The organism is Microbacterium wangyouchuni (assembly GCF_051546305.1).
Lineage (GTDB): Bacteria > Actinomycetota > Actinomycetes > Actinomycetales > Microbacteriaceae > Microbacterium.
Genome location: NZ_JBPTMA010000003.1, coordinates 41,109 through 66,021, shown reverse-complemented (window position 1 = coordinate 66,021; position 24,913 = coordinate 41,109). Strand labels below are relative to the sequence as shown.

Genomic DNA, 24,913 nt, shown 5'->3' with positions numbered 1-24,913 from the left:
TACGAGCGTTGGCCCGCAAATCTCCGCGCGCACAGTCGATCACCATGCGAGACTGATTCCACCATGCGCTTCATCATTCGAGTCGTCATCAACGCCTTCGCCCTCTGGGTGGTGACTCTGATCCCCGCCCTGCAGGTGTCGATCAGAGCGTTCGCCCCTGGTGAGACACTGCAGCTCGTGCTCACGCTGCTGGCAGTGGCGGCGATCTTCGCCCTGGTGAACACGATCATCGGCACGGTCATCAAGATCGTCGCGTTCCCGCTCTATCTGCTCACGTTCGGGCTGATCTCCTTCATCGTCAACGGGTTCCTGCTGTGGCTCACCGCGGCCATCACCTCGGGCTTCGGCTGGGGTCTCACGGTCGGGGACTTCTGGTGGGGCGTACTGGCTGCGATCATCATCTCGGTCATCAACGCCGTCTTCGGAGCAATCCTGCGTCCGCAGAAGAAGAAGCGCCGCTGAGCTGACGCCGGCTATCGGCTGGTCACGTACTCCGTTGATTCAATCGACACGGCCTGGTTGAGTTCGCGCCAGTTCTCCCTGATCGCGTCGAGTCGCACGTCTCCCGAGGCATCCACCATCTCTGCCGTCTCGATGTACGTGTCGAGGTAGTGCGTCTTCATCAGCAGGTCATGCGGGTGATAGGCCGGGTCGCCGATGCGGCTCGCGACGAAGCTGTCCGGGGAACCTGTCCCTCCCGGCCCGCCCCCGCCAGCCAGCGCACTGACGAGGTCATCGGTATGGCGCAGCTCGATCAGCAGCTGGTTCTCCTCAAGCGCCGGATGCACCGGACTGCCCGCTGTCACCTGAACCCGCACATCGAATTCGCTCTGCGTCGCCAGATAGGCGGCGTTGATCGCACCCTGCGAGTGGGCGTACACGTCGACACGGTCGCCTGCTTTCGCACCGGCCGCGGCGAGCACGTCGAGACTCGCCTGGTGCGACGCGGACTCGTTACCGAAGTACAGCTCAACGTTCGATTTCATGTCGAGCGGATTGCCGCCCATCAGGGCCGATGTGCCCTCTGCGTACAGCACGAACCGCTCTTCACCGTCGACCATCGTGTACTTCTCGACCTTGAACTGCGCCTCTTTCGTCTCGGGAAAGCGGCGGAATGCTTCCGCCAGACTCGTCGGTGGCGCGATCGGAGAGCTGGTGTTGACCGGTGTCACCGTTACCGGCGCAGCATCGCCTGAAAGCGTCGCGCCCGGCCGAAGCACACCCATCCGGCTCGAGCCGATACGCGAGGCGAGCAGGAAAAGCAGAGAGGCGTCGAGAAACGGAAGACCGGTCTGCTGTTCGAGTAGCCCCTCATACCGCCCCTCGTCCCATCCCTTGAGAAGCCAGGCCTCCATGTCGGGGACTCGCGGATCGGATCTTTCGAGTTCGGCAATGCGCGCCATGATCGCCTCGGCTTCTGCACCCTCTCGAATCTCGAGGGCCGCCAGCTCCGCCTTCAACTCGACCAGTTCGTAGACGTCAGCCATCAGCAGCGTGTTCTCGGCCGCCATCTGACACTGCTGACTCATGGCCTCGGCACGGTCAGCACTGGCCCAGAGGGCATCCATGTTTACTCGCGGCCTGACACCCGGCATGTTCAGCACATGTCCGTAAGCGGTGCGCGCCGCGGAGCTCGCCTCGATGAGAGTGGGGACGATGGCGAGCAGTCTGCGCGACACCGACCGCAGCGCCTCCGGATCAACCGCGATGGCGCCGCCGTGCGTGATGGTGACCGAGCCGCTCATGGTGTCGGCCTCGACTGGATCTCCCAGAGGCGTGTGCCCAAGTCCCCCGCTTCCGCGGCCGTGCCCGCCTTCAGCTGCACGATCAGCTCATGCAGGCGGCGCACACCGTCGGCCTGCCACTCGCTCTCGTACAGGAGCGGGATCAGCGCCGCTCCAGCGTCTTCGAGCGCACTGATCGCCTTCTGTACTGCTCTGATTGCCGAGATCCACTCCAAGAGTGTCCCCGTGGCGGGTGCTACCGCCATGTCGTAGGTGAACATGTGCCAACCCTGCCCGGTTCACCCCGCGGTGCGGAGGGCAGAACCCAGCAACTGTGCACAGCCCGCTGCAACGCCGGATTGTGTGAAATAGGACGTCATCGCTGTGCAGGGGGTGCCACGACCGGCAGAATGGATCCCGTGACATCGCCGGACCCCTTCCGCGTCATCTTCGTGTGTACGGGCAATATTTGCCGATCGCCCATGGCGGAGGTGGTGTTTCGCGACCTCGCTGAACACCAGGGGCTGGGCTCGCGAATCGTGTCGAGCAGTGCTGGCACCGGCGAGTGGCATGTCGGCGAGCGCGCCGATCATCGCACGATCGAGACGCTTCAGCGCCGCGGATACGACGGCTCGCAACATCGCGCGAAGCAGTTCACCGCAGCATCCTTCGCCGACAACGACCTCGTCGTCGCACTCGACCGCACGCACGAGCGCATTCTTCGCGAGTGGGCGCGCGACGAGGACCAGGTCGGCAAAGTCATTCTGCTGCTCTCCTTCGACCGCGACGCCGACGGCATGGACGTGCCCGATCCGTACTACGCCGACACGGCGATGTTCGATGCGGTGCTGGCTATGATTGAGACCGCGACCCGCGGCTTGTTTCGTCAGCTCGAACCCGCCCTGCGTCCCAGCCGCACGACGCCCCGCACCACGCCCCAGAACTGAGTGGGGCCCGATCAGGAGGATTGCCCTGACTTCCCCGAATGCTCTCCCTGTCCAGCCACTGAGCCCCCTCGACGGACGCTACCGTCCGGCTGTCGCTGCCCTCGGCGACTACCTCTCCGAGGCGGGATTGAACCGTGCGCGGGTCGAGGTGGAAGTCGAGTGGCTGATCGCCCTCACTGATCGTTCGCTGTTCGAGACGTCTCCGCTGTCGGATGCTGACAAGGACCGCCTGCGCGGCTTGTACCGCGACTTCGGCCAGGCTGAGATCGACTGGCTCGCCGAGAAGGAAGCCGTCACCCGCCATGACGTGAAGGCCATCGAGTACCTCGTGCGCGACCGGCTGTCGACGCTCGAGCTGGACTCGATCGCCGAGCTCACCCACTTCGCCTGTACCAGCGAGGACATCAACTCCGTCTCGTACGCACTGACCGTCAAGCGCGCGGTCGAGAACGTCTGGCTGCCGGCTTTGGATGGCGTGATCGCGAAGCTGCGCGAACTGGCGATTGAACACGCGGATGCCGCGATGCTCTCCCGCACGCACGGGCAGCCCGCAACGCCCTCGACCATGGGCAAGGAGCTCGCTGTCTTCGCGTGGCGTCTGGAGCGCGTGCGCGCTCAGATTGCGGCATCCGACTACCTGGCGAAGTTCTCCGGGGCGACCGGAACCTGGTCTGCACACCTCGCCGCCGATCCTTCCGTCGACTGGCCGCAGGTTGCGCGTTCCTACGTCGAGGGGCTCGGCCTCGGATTCAACATCCTCACCACCCAGATCGAGTCGCACGACTGGCAGGTCGAGCTCTATGACCGGATGCGTCATGCCGGCGGCATCCTGCACAACCTCGCCACCGACATCTGGACCTACATCTCGATCGGCTACTTCACGCAGATTCCGGTTGCCGGCGCGACCGGCTCGTCGACGATGCCGCACAAGATCAATCCGATCCGCTTCGAGAACGCCGAGGCGAACCTCGAGCTCTCGGCGGCACTGCTCGGCTCGCTTTCGCAGACCCTGGTGACCTCGCGCATGCAGCGGGACCTCACCGATTCCACGACCCAGCGCAATATCGGCGTCGCTTTCGGGCACTCGCTGCTGGCGCTGGACAATCTGCGCCGCGGCCTGAACGAGATCTCCCTGGCGCGCGAGGTACTGCTGGCCGACCTCGACGTGAACTGGGAAGTTCTCGCCGAAGCGATCCAGACCGTCATCCGTGCCGAGGTCGTCGCCGGACGCTCGAGCATCCAGGACCCATATGCACTGCTGAAGGAGCTCACCCGCGGTCACCGTGTGGGGGCGGCGGAGCTGGCATCCTTCGTCGAAGGTCTCGAGATCGGCGATGCTGCCAAGCAGCGTCTGCTCGCGCTGACTCCCGCGGGCTACACCGGCATCGCGGAGCGCCTCGCCAAGTAGTTCGCGCGCTGCCCGCGGGCGGGCTTGTACTGCCCGCGGGTGGGCCCGTGTTGCCCGCGGGCTTGCCCGTGTTGCCCGCGGGTGGGCCCGTGTTACAGAAGATGCGGGTCGCGATCTGCCAAGGTCACCGCTTGTGTGACACGGAACGGCCGCGCGTCATACAAAGGGCGGGTGCAACCGCGCCGAACCCGCCACTAGTGTGACGCGGTCGCGAGACGCGGGCAGGCCCCGGAGCTAGGACTTCGTGGAGTCAGTTCCGGTCGAGTCGGTGCTCGGCTGGTCGTCAGGCTCTTCGTCGTAGAGGACGGGCCGGTCGAGCGTCTTTCCTTCGTACTCACGCGGGTCCACGGCAAGAATCAGCATCGACATGACCAGCAGGGTGACGATGAACGCGCCACCGCCGACGACCAGGCCCAGAACGACCGGGGTCAGCCCGTCGTAGTTGCCACTGGCGATCAACGTGTTCACCCGATCAGTGAAGGCACCGGCCGACACCAGCGTGACCACGGCTGCGAAGACACCGCACACGAGGGCGATTCCGAGCAGGTGCAGCGGGCGCAGCAGCTCTCGGCGGTTGGGCTTGTTCTCGCTCACGCGGCTCCTCCACTCTCGATCCGCTCGCCTGCGGCGGCAGCGGAATCGGCATCCTTCGTCGTCTCGCCCCGGGGCGTCTCTTCCGCACGGAGTGGCGAGAATCCGGCGATCGCGAGGAAGACCGCGACGATCGCGGTGTACCCGCCGAGCATGCCCACAGCGAGAATGATCCCCGTCAACGTCAGCTCACCGGCGCCCTCGACGCTGTACTGCAGCGAATAACCCACCGGAATGACGAGCAGGATGATCGCGAGCAGAAGCCCGAGCGCGCCGACCGTGATGGCATCTTTCGCCGTCGCATCCGTGCGACGCGCGCGAAGGCCCGCGATAAGTTCGACCAGACCGGATGCCGCGGCCCACACAATCACGACGATGAAGAAGGCCGCATCCACCCGCAGGGCCGGCACGCTGCTGACAGCCGCGGCGGCCAGGTTGATCACGGCTAGCAGGATCAGCGACCCGCGTGCCCCGGCGGGCACGGCCAGCCAAGCACCGAGAACGAGAACAATTCCGCTCGCTGCGACGAAGCCGCCAAAGACGGAGAAGCCGACCACAGCGGAGTGGTCGGAGGAGAACGTGATCATGAGGGCAGATACGGCGGCGAAAAATGCGCGCAACAACTGAACGTGACGCACGGTGAATGTGCGGACTGGGGCAGACATGACGATTCCTCGGTTCTCCGGGATGATATGTCCAGTCTACGCGCGCGAAAGAGTACGCACTCCAACCGGGCTGCCGGACGCGAGCGGCAGCATGCGGGTTCGGCGCTGCCCCCAGAGCAGCGCCGAACCACGCACCATATGCAGGGGGGTTCTGCCGATGACCTCGCCTCTGACACCGGGCCCCGATGTCTGCGCTTGGTCTTAGGCTCAAAGATACCGATTGCTCGTTCACACACCTGGGGTCGTCTGTGAAGTTCGAAGAAGAAGTTGTTACCGGCGTTCACCGGCCGGAGTTCACCACGCTTTTCCGTGCGGCGATCGTGGAGCGCGGGGTCACGATGACCTGGCTTCGCGAGCGTCTGGCAGACGGGGGGAATCCGATCGCGGCGGCCACGCTCAGCTATTGGCGCTCGGGCGCACGTCGGCCAGAAGGGCCACGGTCGATCGCAGCAGTCGAAGAGATCGAGTCGCTGCTCGCGCTGGAACGCGGCGCCCTGATGTCGTTGATCGGACCCACGCACCGGGTCGGGCCGATAGGACGCGTGCAGTACCCGCTGGCGCACGATCGCCTGGAACAGCTCACGGCTGAAACGTTCACCGGACTGGGGGCAGCTGTGCTCGACCCCGCACGCGACGTTTCCACCACTGCTGTCACCGAGGTCGGAGCAGACGGCTTCGTGATATCCCGCACCACCCGCACGCTGCTGCAGTCAACCTCCGGAACCATCACCGACGTGCCCTATATCGATATGACCCCGGGGGCCCCCACTCCCGCGCCGCTGTTCAGCATGCTCGGGGGCGGACGCATCTCACGCCGCTACTCGCACCCGAGCGGTGAGGTACACGGAGCAATGATGGAACTCGAGCGTCCGCTGGGTCCGGCGCAGACCGCGATGATCGAATGGAAGCTGGAGTACCCGCCCGGCTACCCAGGCACCAGCGAGACCGGTCACGGCGTGGCCAGGCGGTGCCGCGACCTGATGCTGTGGACAAAATTCCATCCTGACGCGCTACCGACGTGGCTGGAAGAGGTCCAGGAGACGCCAGACGATACGACCGTGACGCCCCTCTGCCTCGATGGGGCAACGGCGATCCATCAGGTACGCCAGGGGTGGGGCCCCGGGATGCTCATCCTGCGCTGGGGGTACGATGCGCGGGAGTGAGATCTGCAGGTCTGGGGAAAGCGGCGGCTACTCTCCCGTTGCGATCGGGCGCCCCGGCGTGTTCGACCACTGACTCCAGGAGCCGTGGAAGAGCTTCGCGTCTATCCCGGCCTCAGCGAGCACCAGCGCTGTGTGAGCGGCCGTGATGCCCGAACCACAGTACGCGGCCACGGGCGTGCCATCGAGCACACCGACAGCGGCGAAGTTCCTGCGCAGCTCATCGAGGTCACGTAGCGTTCCATCCTCAGCGAGGTGCGCCGTGGTGGGGAGATTCACCGCACCCGGGATGTGTCCGGCGATGGGATCCATCGGTTCGACCTCGCCCCGGTAGCGCTCCGGCGCACGCACATCCAGCAGCACGCCGGATGCCGGGAACTGTGCCGCCTCATCGATCGTGAGGCTGCGCCCTGCGACATCCTGCAACGTCACCGAACCGCGGGTGTACTCGGCAGATCCTGTCTCGACATCACCACCGGCCGCCAACCAGGCGGCCCAGCCACCATCGAGCACTCGCACATCGACGCCGCCCTGACGCAGCAGCCACCAGGCGCGAGCCGCCGGCAAACCGCCCGCATCGTCATAGGCGACGACGACGTCGCCGTCGTTGATGCCCCAGCTCCGCGCAGCATCCTGAACCTGCTCGGTCGACGGCAGCGGGTGTCGTCCCTCGTCGGGCCGGCCCGGCCGGGACAACTCAGATTCCAGGTCGACGTACACCGCACCGGGGATGTGTCCCTCGAGATAATCCGCTCTACGATCCGGCTGACCCAGACTCCAGCGCACGTCGAGAATGCGCACGTCGGAACTCATCAGCTCGGCCAACTCAGCCATGCTCACCATCTGTGACATACCCCCAGGTTACGGCGCTCCCGGGCCGGAGGGACGAAACACGAAAGGGCGCCGCAGCTGATCTGCTGCGGCGCCCTCCGAAGAATCCGAATTCACTCAGGCCTTGGCGTTGTCCTTCTCCTCGACCCGGTCAGCATCCTCGGTCTCGTCGAGCTCGGTCTCAGCATCCTCGATCTCGTCCTCGTCTGATTCATCCTCAGCCGAAGAATCCGAATTGAAGACACCATCCGGACGGATGAGTTCACGAACCTCAGCCATGAAGCTGTTCAGCTGCTGCTGCTGCCAGCGCAGCTGGCGCGTGCGATCTTCAGAGTCACGCAGCACATCCGTGGTGTGCCCGATGACGGTGCTGACGATCTTCTGCGCCTTCACTCGTGCCCGATCGAGCGTCTCGCGAGCACGCATCTGGGCGTCAGCCTCGATGGCGCCCGCCTGCGAACGCATCAGACGCTCATAGTCGTCGGCCTTCGCTGAAATGCGCTTGGAGTGCTCCAGCGCCGACTCCACCTGCTCGTTCGCGTCGTTGGTGATGCGCTCGGCATGAGCGACCGCCTGGTTGTGCAGGAGCAGGAACTCCTGCTGCGCCTCGTCCTGCCGGCGGGTCAGGGTCTCTTCGAACTCCAGCACGCGCGCGTTCATCTCGCGCACCTCGCGCTCAGCATCCGCACGCTGCTGGCTGGTCTCGCGGGCAACCATCGAACGCAGCGCCGCCGAGCCCTTCTCGGCCTCGGTGCGAACGGTTGCCGCCTCCTGCTCGGCCTGGACGACCTTCTCAGCGGCATGGGATGCTTCGCGCTGAATGCGTGCCTCATGGGCGGTGTACTCCGTGTCGATACGCAACCGGACCTGATCGGCGTCGTTCTGCGCCTGCTTGGTGACCCGCTGCACCTCGACGTCGAGCTCGGCACGGCGCGTGTCTGCTTCGGCGCGGGTAGCCTCAAGCAGGCGTTCGGCCTGCACGGCAGCGTTCTGAATCAGGACCGAAGCCTGCTCCTCGGCGACGCGCAGCACTGCCTCGAACTGCAACCGCGATCCCTCGGCGTCGGCTTCGCTCTTCGGGGCGTCGACGAGCTCGCTGGTGAGCGTCACGACCTGCTGCTCAGCGTCATCCACCTGGGCGCGAGCTGCGGCCAGTTCGGCCTCAAGCGCCGTGGTGCGCTCTGCCGCTTGAGCCTCGAGCTCCGCGATGCGCGTTTCGCTCTCGATCCGTGCGGCCTCCACCTCGGAGCGCACCGACGCAACGTCGCGGCTCACACCCGAACGCGCCTGGGCCAGTTCAGCATCCGCACGCTGCACCTGCATCCGCAGGCCGGCGATCGCAGCATCCACCTCGCCGCGGTCGTATCCGCGGAATCCGATCGTGAAGGTGCCCTGCTCGCGCGCCTGTCCCTGCGTGAGCTGATCGAAGAAATCGGCTCCCTGCTCGTCGTTGCTGTTGTCGGCGGAGTCGTTCACGAAGGAACACCTTTCTGGCGGGGCGCACCGCTCAAGCACCGAACACCGAACACCGAGGCGTCGAAGCAAGCACGAGCGGTCGCTGCGTGGGGGGAAGAGTGGAGCACAAGACTCCATTTATAAGACTAACTTGCCCGGGGATCGGCGACCAGCCCTGTCCTCCGGCGATCGCGCGAGGCATCTCACAGGGCACCCCACCGATAAACTGCCGTGCGACCCCCGATTGAAGGATTCCGCAATGCCGCGTTTTGACCTGCCCCTCGAGGAGCTGCGCTCCTATCGCCCCGCCGTCGCCGAGCCCGCTGACTTCGACGACTTCTGGGAGCAGACTCTTGCGGAGTCCCGCGCCCTCGCTGAGCCGATTCAGCTCCGGCGAATCGACTCTCCGCTGCAGTCCGTCGAAGTTTATGACGTCACATTCAGCGGCTTCGGCGGAGACCCGATCGGCGGCTGGTTGCTGTTGCCAGCAGACAGTGACGAACCGCTCCCCGCCGTGATCGAGTACGTCGGCTACGGCGGTGGACGGGGCCTGCCGCACGAGCGGCTCGGGTGGGCAGCATCCGGTTACGCCTACTTCCTGATGGATACCCGCGGCCAGGGCAGCAACTGGGGAACCGGTGGCGTCACGGCAGATCCACACGGCTCGGGCCCCGCGGTGCCCGGATATCTGACGCGCGGAATCGAATCTCCGCACAGCTACTATTACCGCCGCGTCTTCACCGATGCCGTGCTCGCCATCGACGCCATCCGCTCACTCGACCGTGTTGACGCGTCCCGCGTCGCGATCAGCGGCATCAGCCAGGGCGGCGGCATCGCGATCGCCGCAGCTGGTCTTTCCACCGGGCTGGTCGCTGCGATGCCCGAGGTGCCGTTCCTGTGCCACTTCGAACGGGCCGTCGGCATGACCGGACGCGATCCCTACGAGGAGATCGTCCGCTACCTGGCTGTGCAGCGCGAAGCATCCGCCACGGCCTTCGAAACGCTGTCGTACTTCGACGGCGTCAATTTCGCCAAGCGCGCGACTTCTCCGACCCTGTTCTCTGTGGCGCTGCTGGATCCCATTTGCCCGCCGTCGACAGTCTTCGCCGCCTACAACCACTGGGGCGGCTCCCGCGAGATCGTCGACTACCCCTTCAACGAGCACGAAGGCGGACAGGGCCTGCACTGGGAGAAACAGGCCGCGTTCCTCGCCGAGCAGCTCGCCGGGTGACGTTTGGTTCGTGTTCGGGGTTTCAACAAGCGCAAATGGCTGTACTCCGGGGCGGAACGCAGCCATTTGCGCTTGTCGAACGGAGGGGGCGGGTTCTGCCCTGAGCAGAAAAACTGCCACCGCGACCGATTTCGGCGTTAGCGTGAACCATGGCCGAGATCGTCCCCTTTCCCCGCCCGCCGCGTCGTCATCACAACGACCCGGAACCGCTCTGGCGCCAGATGCTCGGTGACCAACTGCGGCGCCGACGACACGAGCGCGAAGAGACGCTCACCGAGACTGCCGATCGGGCCGGGGTCTCACCGCAGTACCTCTCCGAGGTCGAACGCGGGCTGAAGGAGCCGTCCAGCGAGATGATCGCCGCGATCTCCGGGGCGCTGGAGACGAATCTCATCGACTTGACCAGCGCTGTGGCCGATGAGTTGCGCATGGCCGCGGTTCCGGCACCCGCTCTGGCGTCGACCGGTCGCGGCGCATTCAGCCTCGCCGCCTGATCGGCTCCCGGCATCCGCCTGGTGCGGCCGTCTGACCTCCCGGCATCCACCTGTGGCGCCTGTCATCCGCCGTGTTACGGATGTCGGACCATGTTGCAGATGTCGGAGGGATTCGGCGAATTCGTCCGACAGACGTGACAGCATCCGCGATCCGTATCACCGGCCGCCACCTGTAACACCGCCGTCACCCCGCCGAGCGCTCCCCCAGCACTGTGTCGATCAGTCCATATTCCAGAGCAGCGGATGCCGTAAACACCCGATCCCGGTCGGTATCGGCGCGCAGCGTCTCGACGGTGCGCCCGGTGTGCTTGGCGAGCACCGCTTCCATGTCGGCGCGCACCCGCACCACCTCGTCGGCGGCGAGGATCAGGTCGGGGATCGCCCCGCGGGACTGCCCGGCCGGCTGATGCAGCACGATCCGCGCATGCTCGAGCGCCGCACGCTGGCCCGGCGCACCGGCAGCGGCGAGGAGGGCGGCCGGACCGATTGCCTGACCGACGACCGTCGTCGCAACAGCCGGACGGATGTGCTGCATCGTGTCGTAGATCGCCAGGGCAGCTCCCGGGTCGCCGCCCTCGCTGTTGATGTAGAGCTGGACGCCGGCGTCAGGACTATCTGCGTCGAGGTGCAGGAACTGTGCGATCAGTGCGTTCGCGACACCCGCGTCGATTCCCGTGCCGAGGTAGATGACGCGTTCGGCGAGCAGGTGCGAGTAGACGTCCATGACGCGCTCACCCCGCGGATGCTGCGCGATGACGTTCGGGATCGTGTAACTGGTCATGACTTCACTCCTTCCGGGGCGGATGCCGCGGCATCCGTTCCCAACCCGACTCGCGCTCTGCGGCGGGGCAATACCTGTCCTATCGAGTCGACAATCTCATCGATGAACCCGTATTCCTGCGCCTGTGCTGCGGTGTACCAGCGGTCATGTAGCGAGTCATCGAAGATGCGCTCGGGTGGCTGTCCGGTGTCGTCGGAGATGAGCCCGAGTACGGTGTCACGCATGTGCCGGAGGTCATCTGCCTGCGTTTCGAGCTCCCCGGCGGAACCACCGATTCCGGCAGATCCCTGATGCATGAGGATCCTGGCGTGCGGCAGTGCGCGACGTTTGCCCTGGGTGCCACCGGAGAGCAGGAACTGCCCCGCGCTGGCCGCCATGCCGAGCGCCAGCGTCGCGACGTCGTTGGGGATCAGCTTCATGATGTCGCGGATCGCGAGCATCGACGGCACCGAGCCGCCGGGTGAGTGGATCCACAGCGCGATGTCGGCGACGGGGTCTTCCGCTGACAGGTTCAGCAACTGCGTCATCAGCAGCGTGCCGTTGTCGTCATCCAGGGCGCCGTCGAGCACCAGGATGCGTTCATGAAACAGCGCGCGTCGGGCATCTGGGCTGAACTGTGGGGTCGGGTTTTCTTCGCTCATGCCTCCAGCGTGCGACGAGCGACAATCGCCAGGGCCCGAATCCGCCCTGAGCGGCTCTGCTGTGGGCAGAGATGTCGGGACACTTGCAGGGCCATCGAACGGATGCCGGGCCATTCACCGGCGTTTCGCCCTGCATCCGTTCGATCGCCCTGCATCCGTGCATCCCTGCATCCGTGCATCCCTGCATCCGTGCATCCCTGCATCCGTGCATCCATCTGTCCGCCCCGCGGGGCGGACACCGCTTGTTTTCGGTGTGCCTAAAAGGTACGTTTTCGGTGTGCCTAAAAATGTACGCATCGCGGCGAGTTTTCTCGCGGTGTTCGCCGCCGGATCCGCACTGGTCGGATGCTCCGGGCCGGGCGCTCTCGATGACGATGACCGTCCGGTCGTACTGACCACCTTCACCGTCCTGGCAGATATCGCGCAGAATGTCGCCGGCGAGCATCTGCGCGTGGAATCGATCACGAAACCGGGCGCCGAAATCCACGCCTATGAGCCCACGCCCGGGGATGTGCGCAAGGCAGCCGAGGCCGACCTCATCCTCGACAACGGACTCAACCTCGAAGCATGGTTCGAGCAGTTCGTCGAGTCGGTCGATGTTGACCACATCGTGGTCTCCGAAGGGGTGGAAGTCATCGGGATCGACTCTTCCGATGCCCCGAACCCGCACGCCTGGATGAGCCCGTCAAACGTGCAGCTGTACGTCGACAACATGGCCGAGGCGTTCAGTGAACTCTCCCCCGCACACTCCGATGATTTCGCCGCGAACGCCGAGACCTACAAGTCCGAGCTGCAGCAGGTGCAGGACGATCTCGCTGCAGAGCTCGCCGAGCTTCCGCAGAATGAACGGGCGTTGGTCACCTGCGAGGGCGCGTTCTCGTACCTCGCGCAGGATGCCGGACTCACCGAGGCCTACATCTGGCCGGTCAACGCCGAGCAGCAGGCGACGCCGCGGCAGATCGCCGCGGTGATCGAGTTCGTGAAGGACAATGACGTGCCGGCGGTGTTCTGCGAGTCGACCGTCTCCGACCGGGCCATGCGGCAGGTCGTCGAAGCGACGGATGCCGCGTTCGGCGGCACCCTGTACGTCGACTCCCTCTCCACCGCCGACGGCCCGGTCCCGACCTATCTGGAACTCATCCGCCACGACGCCGACATGATCGTTGCTGGACTCACCGGCCGCACCGGCGGCGGAAGCAACGGCGACGGATCATGAGCGCGATCGAGGTGACCGGGGTCACGGTCCGCTACGGCGACCTGCTGGCGCTGGATGACGTGTCGCTGAGCGTCGAGGCCGGCCGCGTCACCGGGCTCATCGGAATGAACGGCTCCGGGAAGTCGACGCTGTTCAAGACGATCATCTCGCTCGTGCGTCCGGACACCGGGCAGGTGCGCCTGCACGGCGCTGATCCAGCATCCGCTCGCCGGCGCGGGCTCATCGGATACGTCCCGCAAAGCGAGGACGTCGACTGGTCGTTTCCGGTCTCGGTGCGTGACGTGGTGATGATGGGTCGCTACGGTGCGCAGGGGATGCTGCGGCGAGCGCGCGCGGCTGACCGCACGGCCGTTGACGAGGCCCTCGAACGAGTGGAGCTCACCGACCTCGCCGACCGGCAGATCGGACAGCTTTCCGGCGGCCAACGCAAGCGTGCGTTCGTCGCTCGCGGGATCGCCCAGGGTGCCGACATCCTGTTGCTCGATGAGCCGTTCGCCGGTGTCGACAAGCGCAGCGAGGCGACAATCGTTCGGCTGCTGCGCGAGCTCGCGGCGGCCGGCGACACCGTGCTGGTCTCCACCCACGACCTGCACGCGCTGCCATCGCTGGCAGATGAAGCGGTATTGCTGCTTCGGCGGGTGCTGTTCCACGGCACGGTCACCGAGGCACTGGAGCCCGCCAACCTGTCGCGGGCCTTCGGGTTGGAGGCGCCGTGATCCTCGACTGGATTCTCGAGCCCCTGCAGTACGACTTCATGGTGCGTGCGCTCGTGACCACCGTGATCGCGGCCGTCGTGTGCGCGCTGCTCTCCTGCTGGCTGGTGCTGGTGGGCTGGTCGCTGATGGGCGATGCCGTCTCGCACGCGGTGCTGCCCGGAGTCGTGCTCGCCTACGTGGTCGGGGCGCCGTTCGCGCTCGGCGCGCTGGTGTTCGGCTTTCTCGCTGTGGCGCTCATCGGGCTCATCCGTGGCACGAGCCGGGTGAAGGAGGATGCCGCGATCGGCATCGTCTTCACAACACTGTTCGCCTTCGGGCTCGTGCTGATCTCGGTCACCCCGAGCCAGACCGATCTCAACCACATCATCTTCGGCAACATCCTCGGTGTCTCCGAAGTCGATCTGCTGCAGATCATCGTGCTCGCCGCGATCGCCTTCGTCGTGCTGATCGTCAAGCGCCGGGATCTGACCCTGTATGCCTTCGATCCCACGCACGCCTTCGCGATCGGGCTGTCACCGCGGATGCTGGGCACATTGCTGCTCGGCGTGCTCGCGCTGACGGCCGTCGTCGCCCTGCAGGTCGTCGGCGTGGTGCTCGTCGTTGCGATGCTCATCATCCCCGGCGCCACCGCGCATCTGCTCACCGATCGCTTCGGACGGATGCTGGTGATCGCCCCCGTCATGTCGGCACTGTGCAGCGTCATCGGCATCTACCTGAGCTACTGGATCGATGCGGCATCCGGTGGGCTCGTCGTCGTCGTGCAGGGCTGCGCGTTCGCGCTGGCGTACCTCTTCGCTCCGCACCAGGGCGTGATCGGTAAGCGACTGCGGCGGCGGGTGCGGGCGGGGCGGTAGCCGCCCATCATAGGCTGGAGCAATGCCTGTGGAACCTCTCGCCCTGCCCGCTGACGACTGGGCGACCTTCGTCGCCGAGCGCGCCGATTCCTCCCTCGCCCAAGCGTGTGAGGTCGTCGACCGACTCAAAGACGGTGCCGATCGCACGCCGCTGGAGACGCTCGAGCTGTGGAACGTCGGCGAGACGGCGATCAGGAATGCGGCGAGCGTGACCGAGCTGCTCTCGGAGGTTCACCCGGATTCCAGCGTGCGCGCCCTCGCCGAGGATCGGATGCAGGACGCCGCCGCCCTCGTCACCGCACGCGATCAGGATCGCGCGCTGTATGAGGTGTTCGCGACCCTGGACCCCTCAGGACTCGATGCCGAAGCGGCGCGGTTGCTCGTACTCACCCTGCGGGACTTCCGCCGCGGCGGCGTGGACCGTGACGATGCCACCCGCGCCCGCCTATCTGAGATCGCGGCGCGCATCACCGTGATCGAGCAGGAGTTCTCCCGGAACGTCCGCGACGATGTGCGCAGCATCCGGATCTCGCCCGAGCGTCTCGATGGTCTCCCCGAGGACTTCCGTGTCGCGCATCCGGCCGGCGACGATGGGCTCGTCGAGATCACGACCGACTATCCGGACTTCCGACCGTTTCGCACCTACGCGCACGATCGCGCCGCGCGCGAGGAGCTCTCCCGCGCTTACGCCGCTCGCGGCTGGCCGGCCAACGATGCGCTGCTGCACGAGTTGCTGGATCTGCGTCATGAGCAGGCCACGATGCTCGGTTATCCGTCCTGGCCGGATTTCGATGCCGAGACGAAGATGATCGGCACCGGCGACGCGATCGCCGAGTTCATCGACCACATCAGCGACCTATCGGCCGATCGGGCGAACGCGGATGCCGAAGCGCTCCTGGCTCGAGCCCGGCAAGATGACCCTGAAGCGACCACCATCACCAGCGCAGATTCCGAGTATTACGGCGAGCTCGTGCGCCGCGAGCAGTACGACGTCGACGCGCAGGATGTGCGCCAGTACTTCGACTTCGCCCGGGTGCGGGCGGGTCTGCTCTCTGTCACCGGCCGGCTGTTCGGTCTGGAATACCGGGCGGTGGATGCTCCGGCCTGGGCATCGGACGTCACGAGCTACGACGTGCTGCAGCGCGGCGAACGCATCGGTCGTATTCACCTGGACCTGCACCCGCGCGAGGGCAAGTACAAGCACGCTGCTCAGTTCGACCTCGTCAGCGGTGTCCGGGGTGTGCAGCTGCCCGAGGGCGTTCTGGTGTGCAACTTCCCGCGCGGGCTCATGGAGCATGAGCAGGTCAAGACGCTGTTCCACGAGTTCGGCCACCTGCTTCACCACGTGCTCGGCGGTGACCAGACGTGGGCACGGTTCTCCGGCGTTGCGACCGAGTGGGACTTCGTCGAAGCGCCGTCGCAGATGCTCGAGGAATGGGCGTGGGATGCTTCGATCCTCCGCAGCTTCGCTGTGAACCCCGCGGACGAGGCGATCCCGGCTGATCTCGTCTCCCGCATGCGCGAAGCTGCCGACTCCGACCGCGGTCGCTGGGTGCGCACGCAGATGTTCTACGCCGCCGTCTCGTACCGACTGCACCAGGATCGTCCGGCAGATCATGACGCCGCTGTCGCAGAGCTGTCGGACCGCTACTCGGTGATCGCGCGCCTCCCCGACACCCACATGCAGTCAGGATTCGGGCATCTCACCGGCTACAGCTCCGCGTATTACACGTACATGTGGAGCCTGGTGATCGCGAAGGACATGTTCAGTGCGTTCGACCGCGACGATCTGTTCGAGCCCGGTATCGCCGGCCGCTACCGAGACGAGATTCTCGCCCGCGGTGGTGCGGCCGACGCCGCCGACCTCGTTGCGTCATTGCTCGGACGCCCGTACTCCTTCGACGCGTTCGGGAAGTGGCTCGCCGGCGAGGCCTGAGCGCCGACCCGTTCATAACTCCTGAAAAACTCGCGGTTTCGGCGGGCCAAGTGCCGATTCCGGCCCGATCGCGACCAGTTCTCAGGAGTTGTGCGCGGCGCCGGGCGCAGAGTTGGCGGCGGCAGCGGGCGCAGCGGGCCCAGCGGACGCGGCGGGCGCAGCAGCAATCGCCGCGAACGCCTGCGCAAGGTCGGCGATGAGGTCGCCAGCGTTCTCGAGTCCGATCGACAGGCGCAGCACGTCGGCGTCGGGGCGGGCATCCTCCGGGACCGGTCGATGCGTGAGAGCAGCCGGATGCTGGATGAGCGAATCCACCCCGCCCAGCGACACCGCATGGGTGAACAGCTGCGTGGCGGCCGCAACGGCACTCGCCGCCGCGTAACCTCCGCTCAGACGGATCGCGATCATCGCACCTGTGCCGCGCATCTGCCGATCGAGAATCCCCTCCTCATCCCCATTGAGGCCGGGGAAGAACACTTCGTCCACCTGCGGTTGATCGATCAGCCACTGCACGATCTGCTGCGCATTCGCTTGCTGCTGGCGCATCCGCACCGGCAGGGTGGTGAGACCGCGGTGCAGCAGGTAGGCGCCGAGCGGATGCAGCAGGCCACCGGTCACCGCACGAACGCGGCGCAGCGCCTCAGCGTGCTCCTCACTGCAGGCGATGACACCGGCGATCACATCGCCGTGGCCACCGAGGTACTTCGTCGCGCTGTGCAGCGACATAGCGGCCCCGTGATCGAGGGGGTTCTGCAGAATCGGCGTCGCGAACGTGTTGTCGACGACGACAGGCACGCCTGCGGCCGCGGCAACCACCGCGGCGATGTCGACGAGTTCGAGGGTCGGGTTCGCCGGCGTCTCCATGACCACCAGCCCGGTGTCGGGGCGGATGCTGACACCGACCTCAGAGGGATGACAGTATGTCGTCTCGGTTCCGAGCAGTCCGCTGCCGAGCAGATGGTCGGTGCCGCCGTACAGCGGGCGGACGGCCACGACATGACGCTTTCCGGTCGCCGAGGTCATCGCGAGGATCGCCGCAGTCATCGCCGCCATCCCCGAGGAGAATGCAACCGCAGCCTCGGCGTGCTCCATCTCGGCAAGGGCCTCTTCGAAACGTGCGACGGTCGGGTTCCACAGACGCGCGTAGACCATGCTGCCGTCAGCAGGCGGACGCCCTCCGGTCGCCATCGCCTCGTAGGAGTCGCCGCCGCGCTCGATGTCGGGCAGCGGATTCGTCGTGGAGAGGTCGATGGGCAGGGCGTGTACGCCGAGTTCGGTGAGATCGGCGCGGCCACTGTGCACGGCGACGGTGTCGGGATGCAGGGGTGCAGTCATCCCTCCATCATTGCCGGAAACCCAATGAGAGTGCGAGACTTTGACAGTATTCGCCGAGTTTCGCGTACATTCCAGAATTCTGAACGAAATACGGCGGGAGATGGAGACACCCATTGTCGAAAACACAACAGTCGGCGGCATCCCTCGATGAGATCGATCTCGAGATCCTCACAGTTCTCAGCGCCCGCGCCGACACCACGAACAAGGCGCTGGCGAAGCAGTTGGGCCTGGCCGAATCAACCTGTGCCCACCGCGTGCGGGCTCTGCGCGATCGCGGCGTGATCCGCGATGTGCGCATCCGGGTGGATGAGGCCGCTCTCGGATTCGGTCTGCAGGCGATCATCAAAGTGCGACTCGCCAATCACACCGGCGCGAAGGTGAACGCTCTGTTCGACGCGCTCGTTGAGATTCCGCGCGTGCTTCAGGTGTTCCATGTCGCCGGCGTCGATGACTTCCTCGTGCATGTCGCGGTGAGCGATGCAGCCGCGCTCCGCGACATCGTGCTGGAGCACATCACCGTGCACTCCGTCGTCCGCGGCACCGAGACGCAGCTGGTGTTCGAGCTGCGTGACGGCCGCGGCGTGCTGCCGAACCGCTAGCGGCGCAGCCTCCGCTAGCGGCGTAGCTTCCGCTAGCGGCGTAGCTTCCGCTAGCGGCGTAGCTTCCGCTAGCGGCGTAGCTTCCGCTAGCGGCGCAGCAGCTTCCGCCAGCGACGCTGCACGACGACGGGGACCGCCTGCGTGACGAGGGCGTCCACGTTCAGCGAGCTGTTGTCGGGGCCGAGGATGGCGATCGGGGTGGTGAGGGTGAGCTCGTCCGGGTCGACCGGCATCTTTGCCAGCGCGCGATGTGCGCGCACATAGGCGGGGATCAGGATCACCACAGCACCGATCCAGGCCAGAGGGTTGCTCATCGCCACGCCGCCGAATCCCAGCATGGCGCCGAGCAGAACTGCCGCTCCGACGCGGGCGAAGAGCTCGACGATACCGGTGATGGTCGGGATCAGCGCCTGCCCGAGCCCCTGCAGCGCACCGCGGATCACGAAGAGCACACCCAGCAGTGAATAGGTCGCGCCGTTGATCACGAGCATGAGGTGTGCGAGTTCGACGACCTCGTCCGATCCCTCGCCGACGAACAGGCGCACCAGGTGGGTGCCGAACGCGATCAGCACGGCCCCCAAGATCACTGACGCACCAATCGCCATCCACGTCGCCTGCACGACGCCGGCTCGGATACGGTCGGGACGGCGTCCGCCGAAGTTCTGCGCCACATACATCGACACGGCGAGACCGAGGGACGCCAGCAGCGCAGTTGCGAGACTGTCGACACGGGATGCCGTTGTGTAGGCGGCGACAGCCTCAGCGCCGAGCATGTTCAGGGCGACCTGGACGACGAGGGTACCGATGGCGATGATCGAGGCCTGGAATCCCATCGGCAGCCCCAGACGCAGGTGCTCGATCAGATCGGCCTTGGTGATCCTCCAGTCGGCACGGCGCACGTGCAGCGCCGGCATCCGGCGCCTCACGAACTCGAGGCACAACACGACCGAGATCGCCTGCGAGACGACAGTCGCCAGTGCCGCACCGGCGACGCCCCAGCCCACCGGCCCGACCAGGATGATCACGAGCGCAACGTTGACCACGCAGGCGATGGTCAAGAAGATCAACGGCGTGCGCGAGTCGCCGATCGCTCGGATGATGGCGGACAGGTAGTTGAAGAACATCGTCGCGCCACCGCCGAGGAAGCTGATCTGCGTGAACAGCGCAGCCTCCGCCAGAAGTTCCGGCGGGGTCTGCATGAGCACCAGTACCGGCTCCGCCAGGAGGGGCCCCGCAACGGTGATGATCACACTGGCGATCGCGGCGAGCACGGTGCCGGTGGCCACCGAACGGCGGACAGCGTCGTGGTCTTTCGCGCCGAAGGCCTGGGCGGTTGGGATCGCGAAACCACTCGTCATACCCCAGGCGAATCCGAGCAGTAGAAACAGCAGCGACCCGGTCGCCCCGACTGCCGCAAGCGAGTTCACACCGAGCTCGCGGCCGACGACGATCGTGTCGACCACCTGATAGAGCTGCTGGACGACGTTGCCGATGAGCAACGGTACGGAGAAGGCGAGGATGACGCGCCACGGGCGGCCCGTGGTGAGAGTGGTGGCCATGCGGAGTAGAGGACTTCCGGAACGCGAGAGGACAGGTCAGAGCGCCGAAAACCGGCGGAGCATCAGCTTATCGAATCGATTCGGTTCCGGAAGCCGGTTCCCGAAATCCGTTCCCGCTGGGGCTATGCGGCGAGAGCCGGCTGTGCTCCGGGGGCTGCGTTCGAGGCAGCAACTGTCGCAGTCGTTGCCGTTGGAATACTCGTTTCCGTAACCGTTGTCGCAGCCGTTAAAGCACTCGCAACCACTGGCGTCGTCGCAGATGGTGCCGCCGTCGGGACGGGGGCAGGTCGCGCCTGCCGCACCGGCTCCGGACGCGCAGCGAACGCATTCACAACTCCCCGCAGCAGCCCTCCGGCCACAAGCGCCACGATGAGCGCCGCGACCGAGATCAACGCAGGAATCCACATCCCGGCAAAGCCGGAGGCGAGACTCAGCATGGCCCCGACCAGCCAGACCGCGACGGCCCCACCACTGGCACCGGCCGCGCCGCGCGCCAATGCGATCGCCGCGACGATCGCACACAGCACCGCGATGGCGACACCGACGTAACCGATCGGCAGGAAGAACTCTGCCAAATCACGAAACACACCTATAGACGACATTTTGACCCCCCGGTCATCCTCCGTGAACTCAACACTACGCAGGGCCGCAGACAACGGCATCCACCGCAAGGATGATGTTATTCAAACGGTGCACGCCCGCCGAACGCGTGTGAGAAGGAGCATGATGGAGAGGTGGCCGCACCTCTTTCTGAACTGACCAGCATGCCGGATGCCCAACTCGTCTATGCCGCAGACGGCACCCGCCTCGCCACCTATTCCTGGGGAGACTTCGACGCCCCCACGGTCGTGATCGTGCATGGTTTCGCATCAAACACCCGCGACAACTGGGTGCTGACCGGGTGGATCCGCGACCTCAGCACTGCGGGCTACCGCGTCATCGGCATCGATCAGCGCGGTCACGGCAACAGCGACAAACCGCACGATCCTGATGCCTTCGCGGTTCGCACCCTCGCCACCGACATCGAAACGGTGATGGACACCTACCTCGTGGAGGATGCGCGCTACGTCGGATACTCGCTCGGCGCACGGGTGGGCTGGGAAGTCGTGCGCGATCTGCCGCAGCGCATCAGCCGGGCAGTCCTCGGCGGAGTGCCGGACGGCATCCCGCTCGAACGGCTCGACATCCCCCAGGTGCGCGCATACCTCGACCACGGCGAACCTGTTCAAGACATCGCCACCCGTAACTACGTCAAGCTGACCGAGCGGGTGGCATCCAACGATCTGCATTCACTCCTGGCGCTGGCTGAGGGCATGCGCCGATCCAGCACCGTCGACCCGGACCCCACGACGGCCCCCACTCAGCCCCTGCTGTTCGCCACCGGATCGCAGGATGCTGTACTCGAAGGCTCCCGGCAGATCGCCGCCCAGGCACCGGATGCCCGATTCTTCGAGATCCCCGGGCGTCACCACTTCAACGCGCCAGGGTCGCGTGATTTCCGCAACGCCGCACTGGAGTTCCTCGCAGCGGGTTGACGATGCCCACCGGACGCAGCGTCCGGGTCTACGCTCAAGACATGTCCACTGTCATCCCCGCCATCATCGCCACCTCCGCCACTGATCCGCTCGTTCCCGGCACGATCGAACGCCGCGACGTGGGCCCGGATGATGTGCGCATCGACATCCGCTGGGCCGGTATCTGCCACTCCGACATCCACACCGTGCAGGGCGACTGGGGGCCCCAGCAGTACCCGCTGACCGTCGGTCACGAGATCGTCGGCACCGTCGCTGAGATCGGATCCGAGGTGACGAAGTTCGCCATCGGCGACCGCGTCGGAGTCGGCTGTCTGGTGGGCTCCTGCGGCGAATGCGCGAACTGCGCGGCGGGCGAAGAGCAGCACTGTCTGAAGGGTGCGATCGGCACCTACGGCGCCACCGACGTCGATGGCACGATCACCCAGGGTGGCTACGCCACGTCGGTCGTGGTCACCGAAGACTTCGTGCTGCGGGTGCCGGAGTCGATCCCGTACGAGAAGGCTGCTCCGCTGCTGTGCGCCGGCATCACCACGTACTCGCCGCTGCGGCACTGGAACGCAGGCCCGGGCAAGAAGGTCGCCGTGATCGGACTCGGCGGGCTCGGCCATATGGCCGTCAAGATCGCACATGCGATGGGCGCCGAGGTCACGGTGCTCTCACGCTCGGAAGCCAAGAAGGATGACGCGCTGAAGCTCGGCGCCGACCACTACTTCGCGACCGAGGATCGCGAGACTTTCCGCACGCTGCGGAACTCGTTCGACCTCATCGTCAACTCTGTTTCCGCTTCAATCGACATTGATGCGTACCTGAAACTGCTGGCGCTGAACGGCACGCTCGTGAACGTCGGCGCCCCCGCCGAGCCGATGTCGGTGCGCGCGGGGACGCTGATCGGCGGACGCCGCTCGTTCGCCGGCTCCAACATCGGCGGCATCGCCCAGACGCAGGAGATGCTCGACTTCTGCGCTGAGCACGGCATCGCCCCTGAGGTAGAGATCACCTCGGCCGATCAGGTCAACGAGGCCTGGGCGCGCGTGCTCGCCGCTGACGTTCGATACCGCTTCGTCATCGACGTCTCAACGATCAGCTGACACCCACGGCATCGAACCGCTGCGCAAGCAGGCGACTCCACCGGTTCGCGGGCAGTGCCGGGTGCAGCAGCGCGATGCCGATGCAGTACTTCGACATGCTCACCTCACGGATGCCCAATTCGGCGAGCGCACGATCGGATACGCCGCGACCGTCGGCTGACTTCGTTTCGACGACGATGAGATCGGGTCCATCGATGCGTTGATCCGTGTCCGCGTAGCTGAGCTCCACATCGCACGTGACGCGCTCGCCGTCGATCGGACTGACGAACGTGCCGCGTGTGTAGGTGCTCTCCAGCACCGGTCCGAGTTCCGGCATCCGCTCGCCATATTCTTCGGCCAGCACATTTCCCAAAAACTCGGTGTTCGCCGGGGTCAGCCGACCCGCATCCTGCATGTCCTGTTCTCGACGATGCTTCACCGTCGCACCACGCGCCCCTTTCGTCTTGATCTCGAACATCGTCAGTCCGGTATCGGCGTACGTGCGCGAGCGCACCTTGTAACGGCGCCTGCGCCCCTGCCGATGCGCGCGATACTGCGCCAGGTCGCGCGTGTCGAAGTACACCGATTCGTAGCGGAAGGTGCGCAGCCCATCGATCTCCATGATCCGGAACGCATCGCCCAACCGCGCCGCGAATGCCGTGAACTCCTCGGGCCTCAGCAGGAACTTCCGGTCGACGCGCGTCTGCAGGGCGGCCTCTGAGACGACCTCACCCAGTCCGATGGGCTCTCGAGCCTTCACGGCGTCCTCCAGCACGGCGCGGGAACGCGATAGGAGAGCTTTCATCGGGACAGCACTGCCTGTTCCGCGTGGCTGCGCACAGTGAGTTCCGGTCCGGTCAGCTCAGCGGCATCGACGAAACCCTTCTCTTCCTCGTGCCGGCAGGCGACATGGGAGCGGAAGCGCACATCCACGACGGTGAGGTCACGCACCATGTCGAGCTCCATCACGATGGTGCGCAGCACCTGCGCGTCCAGGAGAGTCTCCAGCGCCTGGATCAGGTCTTTCTTCAGGGGGTACGCGCGCTCCAGGGTCACCGTCTGCCGCTCGGTGCGGATGGCGAAGCGCGGGTGGTCTGCGAGGAACATCACCAGCACGAGCGCAGCGGTCGCGGTCGGCGCGAGCCACGCGGGATCGGGATGCAATCCGTTCACCAGTCCGATGGCCAGCGAGATGAAGTAGTAGGCGACCTCTTCCTGGGTGAGGGTGTCAGAGCGCAGCCGGATGATCGACAGAATGCCGAAGAGTCCCAGCCCGAGTCCCATCCCGGCCCCGCTGCCGGACAGGAGCAGGGTGACGGCGAAGATTCCCATGCTGAGGGCGATGTAGGCCAGCACAAGATCGCGGCGGAAGTGTCGGCGGAAGTAGACGACATAGACGAGGACCGTCATTCCGACGATGTTTGAGGCCAGCCCCAACCAGAGTGACAACATGAGTTTCCCTTCCCTGAAGCGCGAGGGCGCTTCGTTCTTATATGAACGTTAGGGAAACGGCGTAAGTCGCACAGGAGAACGGGATGAGAACTCTCTCATCATCCCGAATCAGCCCCGTCAGATCGCTGTGAAGCTGCGGGGAGAGGCTCCTTAGGCGCTCTCTTCAACCCGGCGCGGAAGCACCCATCCGGCGCGCGGGAAGTGGCAGGTGTAACCGTTCGGGTAGGTGATCAGGTAGTCCTGGTGCTCCGGCTCCGCCTCCCAGAAGGGGCCTTCGGGCTCGATCGTGGTGACGGCTTTGCCTGGCCAGAGACCGGATGCATCGACGTCGGCGATGGTCTCGCGCGCGATCTGCTCCTGCTCAGGGCTGAGTGGGAAGATCGCCGAGCGGTAGCTCGAACCGATGTCGTTGCCCTGACGGTCAAGGGTGGACGGGTCGTGGATCTGGAAGAAGAACGCCAGGATGTCACGGAACGTCGTCGCCGCCGGATCGAAGACGACCTCGAGCGCCTCGGCGTGACCGGGGTGATTGCGGTAGGTCGCGTGGTCGTTGTCGCCGCCGGTGTAGCCGACGCGGGTGGAGAGCACACCCGGCTGGCGACGGACGAGGTCTTCCATGCCCCAGAAGCAGCCTCCAGCGAGAACCGCTGTTTCAGCGCCGGGGGTGCGGGTGATGGTGCCAGTGTCAGTGTCAGTGTCAGTCATGGTGAACGCTC

At 65.7% G+C, this 24,913-nt stretch carries 27 protein-coding genes; 13 read left to right on the top strand and 14 right to left on the bottom strand.

Annotated features, from left to right (window positions below):
• The first annotated feature begins 63 nt into the window (after window positions 1–63).
• Complete coding sequence (locus tag ACSS7Z_RS06975) at window positions 64–462, top strand: phage holin family protein (protein ID WP_438253780.1); 399 nt, start codon at window positions 64–66, stop codon at window positions 460–462.
• 11 nt (window positions 463–473) lie between these two features.
• On the opposite strand, the gene ACSS7Z_RS06970 is transcribed toward ACSS7Z_RS06975, so the two are convergent.
• Together ACSS7Z_RS06970 and ACSS7Z_RS06965 are read right to left on the bottom strand one after the other, a co-directional pair.
• Entirely contained in the window at window positions 474–1,745 is a 1,272-nt protein-coding gene (locus tag ACSS7Z_RS06970) for a hypothetical protein (RefSeq protein WP_438253779.1), read from the bottom strand.
• The gene (locus tag ACSS7Z_RS06965) at window positions 1,742–2,005 is read right to left on the bottom strand and encodes a hypothetical protein (protein WP_438253778.1); all 264 of its coding nucleotides are present in this window, start codon (window positions 2,003–2,005) and stop codon (window positions 1,742–1,744) included. Before ACSS7Z_RS06965 ends, ACSS7Z_RS06970 begins: the two co-directional genes overlap by 4 nt.
• Window positions 2,006–2,206: 201 nt before the next feature.
• On the opposite strand from ACSS7Z_RS06965, the gene ACSS7Z_RS06960 reads away from it, so the two are divergent.
• Together ACSS7Z_RS06960 and purB are read left to right on the top strand one after the other, a co-directional pair.
• Window positions 2,207–2,671 (top strand): low molecular weight protein-tyrosine-phosphatase, encoded by a 465-nt coding sequence (locus ACSS7Z_RS06960; RefSeq protein WP_438253777.1) that lies wholly within the window; start codon window positions 2,207–2,209, stop codon window positions 2,669–2,671.
• Window positions 2,672–2,696: 25 nt separating this feature from the next.
• Window positions 2,697–4,079: an adenylosuccinate lyase gene (gene purB / locus ACSS7Z_RS06955; protein WP_438254272.1), complete on the top strand. Its 1,383-nt coding sequence runs from the start codon at window positions 2,697–2,699 to the stop codon at window positions 4,077–4,079.
• A 234-nt stretch (window positions 4,080–4,313) separates the two neighbouring features.
• On the opposite strand, the gene ACSS7Z_RS06950 is transcribed toward purB, so the two are convergent.
• Together ACSS7Z_RS06950 and ACSS7Z_RS06945 are read right to left on the bottom strand one after the other, a co-directional pair.
• Window positions 4,314–4,673, bottom strand: a complete 360-nt coding sequence (locus tag ACSS7Z_RS06950; RefSeq protein WP_438253776.1) for a hypothetical protein — start codon at window positions 4,671–4,673, stop codon at window positions 4,314–4,316.
• The gene (locus tag ACSS7Z_RS06945) at window positions 4,670–5,335 is read right to left on the bottom strand and encodes an acyl-CoA synthetase (RefSeq protein ID WP_438253775.1); all 666 of its coding nucleotides are present in this window, start codon (window positions 5,333–5,335) and stop codon (window positions 4,670–4,672) included. The genes ACSS7Z_RS06950 and ACSS7Z_RS06945 overlap by 4 nt, the downstream gene beginning before the upstream one ends.
• A 248-nt stretch (window positions 5,336–5,583) precedes the next feature.
• Here ACSS7Z_RS06945 and ACSS7Z_RS06940 point away from each other — a divergent pair, with 248 nt between their 5' ends.
• Entirely contained in the window at window positions 5,584–6,498 is a 915-nt protein-coding gene (locus tag ACSS7Z_RS06940; protein WP_438253774.1) for a hypothetical protein, read from the top strand.
• 27 nt (window positions 6,499–6,525) lie between these two features.
• Here the strand turns inward: ACSS7Z_RS06940 and ACSS7Z_RS06935 are convergent, their stop codons facing one another.
• Window positions 6,526–7,347: a sulfurtransferase gene (locus ACSS7Z_RS06935; RefSeq protein WP_438253773.1), complete on the bottom strand. Its 822-nt coding sequence runs from the start codon at window positions 7,345–7,347 to the stop codon at window positions 6,526–6,528.
• Between the two features lie 96 nt (window positions 7,348–7,443).
• Window positions 7,444–8,802 carry a coiled-coil domain-containing protein gene (locus ACSS7Z_RS06930; protein ID WP_438253772.1) on the bottom strand — a complete coding sequence of 453 codons (1,359 nt, stop codon included), beginning with the start codon at window positions 8,800–8,802 and terminating at the stop codon, window positions 7,444–7,446.
• 238 nt (window positions 8,803–9,040) lie between these two features.
• Here ACSS7Z_RS06930 and ACSS7Z_RS06925 point away from each other — a divergent pair, with 238 nt between their 5' ends.
• Both ACSS7Z_RS06925 and ACSS7Z_RS06920 read left to right on the top strand, forming a co-directional pair.
• Window positions 9,041–10,012 carry an acetylxylan esterase gene (locus tag ACSS7Z_RS06925; protein WP_438253771.1) on the top strand — a complete coding sequence of 324 codons (972 nt, stop codon included), beginning with the start codon at window positions 9,041–9,043 and terminating at the stop codon, window positions 10,010–10,012.
• 149 nt (window positions 10,013–10,161) lie between these two features.
• Window positions 10,162–10,506, top strand: a complete 345-nt coding sequence (locus ACSS7Z_RS06920; RefSeq protein ID WP_438253770.1) for a helix-turn-helix domain-containing protein — start codon at window positions 10,162–10,164, stop codon at window positions 10,504–10,506.
• Between the two features lie 184 nt (window positions 10,507–10,690).
• On the opposite strand, the gene ACSS7Z_RS06915 is transcribed toward ACSS7Z_RS06920, so the two are convergent.
• Window positions 10,691–11,287: a ClpP family protease gene (locus tag ACSS7Z_RS06915; RefSeq protein WP_438253769.1), complete on the bottom strand. Its 597-nt coding sequence runs from the start codon at window positions 11,285–11,287 to the stop codon at window positions 10,691–10,693.
• On the bottom strand, window positions 11,284–11,928 hold the full coding sequence (locus tag ACSS7Z_RS06910) for a ClpP family protease (RefSeq protein WP_438253768.1): 645 nt from the start codon (window positions 11,926–11,928) through the stop codon (window positions 11,284–11,286). Before ACSS7Z_RS06910 ends, ACSS7Z_RS06915 begins: the two co-directional genes overlap by 4 nt.
• A 277-nt stretch (window positions 11,929–12,205) precedes the next feature.
• Between ACSS7Z_RS06910 and ACSS7Z_RS06905 the strand changes: the two genes are divergently transcribed.
• The 4 genes from ACSS7Z_RS06905 to ACSS7Z_RS06890 are packed head-to-tail and all read left to right on the top strand — an operon-like array spanning window position 12,206 to window position 16,650.
• Window positions 12,206–13,144, top strand: a complete 939-nt coding sequence (locus tag ACSS7Z_RS06905) for a metal ABC transporter substrate-binding protein (RefSeq protein ID WP_438253767.1) — start codon at window positions 12,206–12,208, stop codon at window positions 13,142–13,144.
• Entirely contained in the window at window positions 13,141–13,860 is a 720-nt protein-coding gene (locus ACSS7Z_RS06900) for a metal ABC transporter ATP-binding protein (protein WP_438253766.1), read from the top strand. Before ACSS7Z_RS06905 ends, ACSS7Z_RS06900 begins: the two co-directional genes overlap by 4 nt.
• 38 nt (window positions 13,861–13,898) lie before the next feature.
• Window positions 13,899–14,714 (top strand): metal ABC transporter permease, encoded by an 816-nt coding sequence (locus ACSS7Z_RS06895; RefSeq protein ID WP_438254271.1) that lies wholly within the window; start codon window positions 13,899–13,901, stop codon window positions 14,712–14,714.
• Between the two features lie 22 nt (window positions 14,715–14,736).
• The gene (locus ACSS7Z_RS06890; protein ID WP_438253765.1) at window positions 14,737–16,650 is read left to right on the top strand and encodes a M3 family metallopeptidase; all 1,914 of its coding nucleotides are present in this window, start codon (window positions 14,737–14,739) and stop codon (window positions 16,648–16,650) included.
• 81 nt (window positions 16,651–16,731) lie between these two features.
• Here the strand turns inward: ACSS7Z_RS06890 and ACSS7Z_RS06885 are convergent, their stop codons facing one another.
• Window positions 16,732–17,985, bottom strand: coding sequence for a trans-sulfuration enzyme family protein (locus ACSS7Z_RS06885; RefSeq protein WP_438253764.1), 1,254 nt, complete (start codon window positions 17,983–17,985; stop codon window positions 16,732–16,734).
• Between the two features lie 113 nt (window positions 17,986–18,098).
• Here ACSS7Z_RS06885 and ACSS7Z_RS06880 point away from each other — a divergent pair, with 113 nt between their 5' ends.
• Window positions 18,099–18,584: an Lrp/AsnC family transcriptional regulator gene (locus ACSS7Z_RS06880; protein ID WP_438253763.1), complete on the top strand. Its 486-nt coding sequence runs from the start codon at window positions 18,099–18,101 to the stop codon at window positions 18,582–18,584.
• Between the two features lie 86 nt (window positions 18,585–18,670).
• Here ACSS7Z_RS06880 and ACSS7Z_RS06875 read toward each other — a convergent pair whose 3' ends face one another.
• Both ACSS7Z_RS06875 and ACSS7Z_RS06870 read right to left on the bottom strand, forming a co-directional pair.
• A complete protein-coding gene (locus ACSS7Z_RS06875) occupies window positions 18,671–20,143 on the bottom strand; it encodes an MATE family efflux transporter (RefSeq protein ID WP_438253762.1) in 1,473 nt (490 codons plus the stop codon).
• A 122-nt stretch (window positions 20,144–20,265) separates the two neighbouring features.
• Window positions 20,266–20,730 (bottom strand): hypothetical protein, encoded by a 465-nt coding sequence (locus ACSS7Z_RS06870; protein ID WP_438253761.1) that lies wholly within the window; start codon window positions 20,728–20,730, stop codon window positions 20,266–20,268.
• 147 nt (window positions 20,731–20,877) lie between these two features.
• Between ACSS7Z_RS06870 and ACSS7Z_RS06865 the strand changes: the two genes are divergently transcribed.
• Entirely contained in the window at window positions 20,878–21,678 is an 801-nt protein-coding gene (locus tag ACSS7Z_RS06865; RefSeq protein WP_438253760.1) for an alpha/beta fold hydrolase, read from the top strand.
• Between the two features lie 41 nt (window positions 21,679–21,719).
• Entirely contained in the window at window positions 21,720–22,766 is a 1,047-nt protein-coding gene (locus ACSS7Z_RS06860; RefSeq protein WP_438253759.1) for an NAD(P)-dependent alcohol dehydrogenase, read from the top strand.
• Here ACSS7Z_RS06860 and ACSS7Z_RS06855 read toward each other — a convergent pair.
• The 3 genes from ACSS7Z_RS06855 to msrA form a co-directional block, all read right to left on the bottom strand.
• Window positions 22,759–23,550, bottom strand: coding sequence for a VTC domain-containing protein (locus tag ACSS7Z_RS06855; RefSeq protein WP_438253758.1), 792 nt, complete (start codon window positions 23,548–23,550; stop codon window positions 22,759–22,761). The two genes, ACSS7Z_RS06860 and ACSS7Z_RS06855, sit on opposite strands and share 8 nt — an antisense overlap.
• Window positions 23,547–24,197: a DUF4956 domain-containing protein gene (locus ACSS7Z_RS06850; protein ID WP_438253757.1), complete on the bottom strand. Its 651-nt coding sequence runs from the start codon at window positions 24,195–24,197 to the stop codon at window positions 23,547–23,549. The genes ACSS7Z_RS06855 and ACSS7Z_RS06850 overlap by 4 nt, the downstream gene beginning before the upstream one ends.
• A 150-nt stretch (window positions 24,198–24,347) precedes the next feature.
• Window positions 24,348–24,902: a peptide-methionine (S)-S-oxide reductase MsrA gene (gene msrA, locus ACSS7Z_RS06845; protein WP_438253756.1), complete on the bottom strand. Its 555-nt coding sequence runs from the start codon at window positions 24,900–24,902 to the stop codon at window positions 24,348–24,350.
• Window positions 24,903–24,913: the final 11 nt, after the last annotated feature.

What these genes read in the sequence shown, in the direction of transcription:
- ACSS7Z_RS06975 (WP_438253780.1), top strand. Translation starts at nt 64, where the DNA reads ATGCGCTTCATCATTCGAGTCGTCATCAACGCCTTCGCCCTCTGGGTG.
- ACSS7Z_RS06925 (WP_438253771.1), top strand. Translation starts at nt 9,041, where the DNA reads ATGCCGCGTTTTGACCTGCCCCTCGAGGAGCTGCGCTCCTATCGCCCC.
- ACSS7Z_RS06875 (WP_438253762.1), bottom strand. Translation starts at nt 20,143, where the DNA reads ATGGCCACCACTCTCACCACGGGCCGCCCGTGGCGCGTCATCCTCGCC.
- ACSS7Z_RS06920 (WP_438253770.1), top strand. Translation starts at nt 10,162, where the DNA reads ATGGCCGAGATCGTCCCCTTTCCCCGCCCGCCGCGTCGTCATCACAAC.
- ACSS7Z_RS06945 (WP_438253775.1), bottom strand. Translation starts at nt 5,335, where the DNA reads ATGTCTGCCCCAGTCCGCACATTCACCGTGCGTCACGTTCAGTTGTTG.
- ACSS7Z_RS06900 (WP_438253766.1), top strand. Translation starts at nt 13,141, where the DNA reads ATGAGCGCGATCGAGGTGACCGGGGTCACGGTCCGCTACGGCGACCTG.
- ACSS7Z_RS06855 (WP_438253758.1), bottom strand. Translation starts at nt 23,550, where the DNA reads ATGAAAGCTCTCCTATCGCGTTCCCGCGCCGTGCTGGAGGACGCCGTG.
- ACSS7Z_RS06960 (WP_438253777.1), top strand. Translation starts at nt 2,207, where the DNA reads ATGGCGGAGGTGGTGTTTCGCGACCTCGCTGAACACCAGGGGCTGGGC.
- ACSS7Z_RS06970 (WP_438253779.1), bottom strand. Translation starts at nt 1,745, where the DNA reads ATGAGCGGCTCGGTCACCATCACGCACGGCGGCGCCATCGCGGTTGAT.
- ACSS7Z_RS06850 (WP_438253757.1), bottom strand. Translation starts at nt 24,197, where the DNA reads ATGTTGTCACTCTGGTTGGGGCTGGCCTCAAACATCGTCGGAATGACG.
- ACSS7Z_RS06895 (WP_438254271.1), top strand. Translation starts at nt 13,899, where the DNA reads ATGGTGCGTGCGCTCGTGACCACCGTGATCGCGGCCGTCGTGTGCGCG.
- ACSS7Z_RS06965 (WP_438253778.1), bottom strand. Translation starts at nt 2,005, where the DNA reads ATGTTCACCTACGACATGGCGGTAGCACCCGCCACGGGGACACTCTTG.
- ACSS7Z_RS06915 (WP_438253769.1), bottom strand. Translation starts at nt 11,287, where the DNA reads ATGACCAGTTACACGATCCCGAACGTCATCGCGCAGCATCCGCGGGGT.
- msrA (WP_438253756.1), bottom strand. Translation starts at nt 24,902, where the DNA reads ATGACTGACACTGACACTGACACTGGCACCATCACCCGCACCCCCGGC.
- ACSS7Z_RS06860 (WP_438253759.1), top strand. Translation starts at nt 21,720, where the DNA reads ATGTCCACTGTCATCCCCGCCATCATCGCCACCTCCGCCACTGATCCG.
- ACSS7Z_RS06890 (WP_438253765.1), top strand. Translation starts at nt 14,737, where the DNA reads ATGCCTGTGGAACCTCTCGCCCTGCCCGCTGACGACTGGGCGACCTTC.
- ACSS7Z_RS06910 (WP_438253768.1), bottom strand. Translation starts at nt 11,928, where the DNA reads ATGAGCGAAGAAAACCCGACCCCACAGTTCAGCCCAGATGCCCGACGC.
- ACSS7Z_RS06935 (WP_438253773.1), bottom strand. Translation starts at nt 7,347, where the DNA reads ATGTCACAGATGGTGAGCATGGCTGAGTTGGCCGAGCTGATGAGTTCC.
- ACSS7Z_RS06885 (WP_438253764.1), bottom strand. Translation starts at nt 17,985, where the DNA reads ATGACTGCACCCCTGCATCCCGACACCGTCGCCGTGCACAGTGGCCGC.